The 3,923-nt window shown below is 66.5% G+C and carries 3 protein-coding genes; 2 read left to right on the top strand and 1 reads right to left on the bottom strand.

Features of this window, described 5'->3' with window-relative positions; genetic code table 11:
* Positions 1–1,564, bottom strand: a 1,564-nt coding sequence (locus E1261_RS43700) for a glycoside hydrolase family 18 protein (protein ID WP_132416103.1), incomplete at its 3' end; no start/stop codon positions are given.
* A gap of 206 nt (positions 1,565–1,770) precedes the next feature.
* Here E1261_RS43700 and ssd point away from each other — a divergent pair.
* Both ssd and E1261_RS43690 read left to right on the top strand, forming a co-directional pair.
* On the top strand, positions 1,771–2,838 hold the full coding sequence (gene ssd, locus E1261_RS43695) for a septum site-determining protein Ssd (RefSeq protein ID WP_132416101.1): 1,068 nt from the start codon (positions 1,771–1,773) through the stop codon (positions 2,836–2,838).
* Positions 2,835–3,923 (top strand): TadA family conjugal transfer-associated ATPase (locus E1261_RS43690; protein WP_132416099.1); only part of this gene is annotated, 1,089 nt, incomplete at its 3' end. The genes ssd and E1261_RS43690, both read left to right, overlap by 4 nt.

Genomic DNA, 3,923 nt, shown 5'->3' with positions numbered 1-3,923 from the left:
GAGTGGGGGTCGGGGTCGGCGTCGGCGTGGGTGTCGGCGTCGGAGTGGGAGTAGGAGTGGGCGTCGGAGTCGGCGTGGGGCCGCTGCAGCCCGGAGTGTCCGCGTTGACGGCGTTCACGACGTGGTTGAAGAGTGTGACGCCGGCGTCGAGCGCCTCCATCGAATACATCATTGCGCCGGCCAGACCGTTGCAGTGCGCGTAGTCCGCCTTCGCCTTGATCGACTGGGCGTTGTCACCGGTCCAGAACGTGCCGCCCTGGTAGAACCACGACGACTTGGTGGTCTCGTCCCAGAAGGTCGCGGAGGGGTTGTCGACGAAGCCGGTCAGCTCCTTGTAGAACGAGACGCCCGGAACGTTGCCGCTCAGCGCATGTCCGTCGGCCGGTCCGGTCGCGGTCTGGTACTTGCCGTTGGCTGTGCTGGGCACGCCCTTCCAGCCGCGGTAGTAGAACGGGTAGCCGATGGTCAGCTTGTTGGCCGGGAACCCACCGGGGATGCCGTACGCCGGGTCTCCGGTCGTCCAGGCTTTGATCGCACCGTCGACGGAGTACTTCGCCGTACCGGGTGGGATCGGGTTACTCGGGTCGTTCGGTGCCTGGTACAGCGGGTCCTGGAAGTTCGTCGGCCCGGTGGCGTCCCAGCCACCGTGCATGTCGTACGTCATCACGTTGTTGTAGTCGAGGTACTGCCCGATCTTGTCGGTCTCGATCGTGGCGATCTTGTCCTGCCCGGCCGGAGTGGCGGCGGTCAGGTAGTAGCGCTTGCCGTTGGCGCTGCCGAGTGCGTTCAGCTGCGACCGGAACTCAGCCAGCAGCAGGGTGAAGTTCTGCTTGTCCGCAGGGCTGTGGTGGTTGCCCACATGGCCGTTCGGCGAGCCGGGGTACTCCCAGTCGAGGTCGATACCGTCGAAGATGTTCGCCGCACTGCCCGCACCACCGAAGCCGTCGATCACCGGCAGGTCGCCCTTGATGAACATGTTCAGGCAGGAGGTGACGAACGTCTTCCGCTTGGCGTCGCTGGAGGCTGCGTCGGAGAAGTACTTCGAGTATGTCCAGCCACCGATCGAGATCAGGATCTTCAGGTTCGGCTGCTTGGCCTTCAGCTTCTTCAGCTGGTTGAAGTTGCCCTGGATCGGCTGGTTCCAGACGTCACCGACACCGTCCACGCTGATGTCGGCGCCGTAGGACTTGCCGTAGTCGGCGAACGCGTCACCGGCGCCGTCACCGGCATTCGGGTTGTTCTCGTCCTGCGACGCGGCCTTGTTGGCCATGAAGCAGGTGTGGTTGGTCGGGTGGATGTTCGCGAACGCGTAGTTCAGGAAGTCCAGCTTGGCGGCGGCTCCGGTGGTGAGCAGGTTCTTGGGGTAGAACCCGTTGGCGTAGATCCCCCACTGGGTGAAGTACGCGGTCTTGATGCCGCCGGCTGCGGCCGGTGCCATCACAGCGGCCTGTGCGGCCGGGGCGGCGGATGGCATCTCGGTACTCGCGAGCGAGACGCCCGCTGCAGTGACCAAGGCAGTGGCGGCTACTGCGGCCGTAGCGGTGAGAAAACGCAATCGACTCATGGGGCGGTCCTCCGGAACTGGGGCGGGGAAAAGCGTCCGGTGAAATTTAGTTAAAGACACTTCGAAAGGAACGGTAACTGTTTCCGCCGAGTTGGTCGCGGGCTCACTGTGGCGGATACCCGCTGCTGGCGGAAAGCCGACAAACCTTTGTCCACAGGTGCGTAATGGGTGGTTCGGACCATCGGTGTCCGCTGCATCTTCTTGGCATGAACCCCACAGTGCTTCCCCCATCGGTGCTCATGGCAACTACCAACGAACGATTGCTTGACGACCTGCTCCGGCTGGCCGCGGCGGCCTCGATCACGCCGCTCGTCGAGCGCGATCTGCATGCGCTGCGACGCAGTTGGCACATCTGCCCACTGGTGATCGTCGGCGACGACCTGGTTGCGGGACTGGCCCGCACCACGCCAGTACGACGTACCGGCGTCGTGCTGGCCGGAGCCGGACCGGGCACGGATGAGCTGTATCGCCACGCCTTCGAGGTCGGCGCGGAGGCGGTGTTCCGGCTCCCTGTTGACGAGGTCGCTTTGTCTGGCCGACTGGTTGACACGTTGGACGGTGGTGTCCGATCGGCTGTCACGCTCGCCTTCGTCGGCGGATGTGGGGGAGCGGGCGCCACCACCATGGCGGCCGCCGTTGCCCTGGCCGGCAATCGTCGCGGCCTGCGAACCATGCTGATCGACGGTGATCCACTGGGTGGCGGCATAGAGCTTGCCTTAGGCATCGAACGTGATCCCGGTCAACGCTGGCCTGAGCTTCTGAATGCGGCTGGCCGGGTGAGCGCTGCCGCCCTGCGCTCGGCGTTGCCGACCGCGAGCGGTCTCCCGGTGCTGTCCTGGGATCGCTCCGATGTCACCGCGCTACCGCCGGAGACGATGCGGTCGGTTCTCAATGCAGCCCAATGCAGCAACGACCTCGTGGTCCTCGACCTGCCGCGTCGACCCGATCCCGCCGTCGAGGAAGCGTTCGTCCGAGCAACCGCGACTCTGCTGGTCGTCCCGTGCGACATTCGGTCCCTGGCTGCTGCCAAACGCCTGGCCGGTCCGCTCGCGGAGGTCGCCGGGGATCTCCGCGTCATCGCGCGCGAGACCCGTCGCCCGGCCATTCCCGCTGCCGAGGCAGCGTTGCACTTGTCATTGCCCTTAGCAACTATCGTCGTTGACGAGCGGGATCTACCTACGGCGATGGACCAGGGCCGCTTCGATCCCAATCCCCGAGGCTCGCTGGCCCGAGCTGCCAGCACTCTTCTCGGCCTCTTCGCCCCGGTCGCATGATTATCTCCGGCGACCTCCTCGACCGCGTGCGCGATCGCCTCGCAGTCAGCGGCGGCGAACCGACCCCGGCGCGGGTTGCCGCCGCGCTGCGTGCCGACGGCGGCGTGTACGGCGACTCCACCGTCCTCGCGGTCGTCGCAGCCTTGCACCGCGAGGCGTTGGGGGCGGGTCCGCTCGACAGTCTCCTCGCCGAACCAGGGATCACCGACATCCTCGTTAACGGCCCGGACGAGGTCTACATCGACCGCGGTTCCGGTCTGGAGCGCGTCTTCGTGCACACCGGCGACGACGCGGCAATCCGTCGCCTCGCCACCCGGTTGGCCGCTGCCGCCGGTCGTCGGCTCGACGACGCCACGCCGTACGTCGACGTACGGCTCCAGGACGGCACTCGCTTCCACGCTGTCCTGGCGCCGATCGCAGCTCCGGGCACCTGCCTGTCCCTACGTGTCCCCGCCCGCAAAGTCTTCACTTTGGATTCACTTGTCGAGGCTGGATCCCTCCCGCCCGAGGGCGCCGCGCTCCTCCGGGACCTGCTCGTCTCCCGTCTCGCGTTCCTCATCAGTGGAGGTACTGGGACAGGCAAGACAACCCTGTTGAGCGCGCTCCTGTCCGCCACCGATCCCAACGAGCGCCTACTTGTGGTCGAGGACGCCAGCGAGCTCCGCCCTGACCACCCGCACGTCGTTCGCCTCGAAGCCCGCCCGCCCAACGTCGAAGGTCACGGCGAAATCTCCCTCCGCGACCTCGTCCGCCAAGCCCTTCGCATGCGCCCGGACCGACTGATCGTCGGCGAAGTTCGCGGCGCAGAAGTGGTCGACCTCCTGACCGCACTCAACACCGGCCACGAAGGCGGCTGCGGCACGATCCACGCCAACTCGCCCACCGACGTACCGGCTCGCATTGAAGCCCTTGGCGCTCTGGCCGGCCTTCCACGCGAAGCCATCCACAGCCAACTCGCCTCAGCCCTGCAAGCCGTCCTCCACCTGACCCGCACTCCCACCGGTCTTCGCCGCCTCACCACGATCCACGTCCTGGACCGCCTCCCCACCGGCGAAGTCATCACCCGCCCAGCAGTCGACTTCCCC

The sequence above is a fragment of the Kribbella albertanoniae genome (assembly GCF_004348455.1).
Classification (GTDB): Bacteria; Actinomycetota; Actinomycetes; order Propionibacteriales; family Kribbellaceae; genus Kribbella; species Kribbella albertanoniae.
The sequence above is the reverse complement of the archived record's forward strand: the minus strand, read 5'-3'. Positions and strand labels throughout refer to the sequence as shown.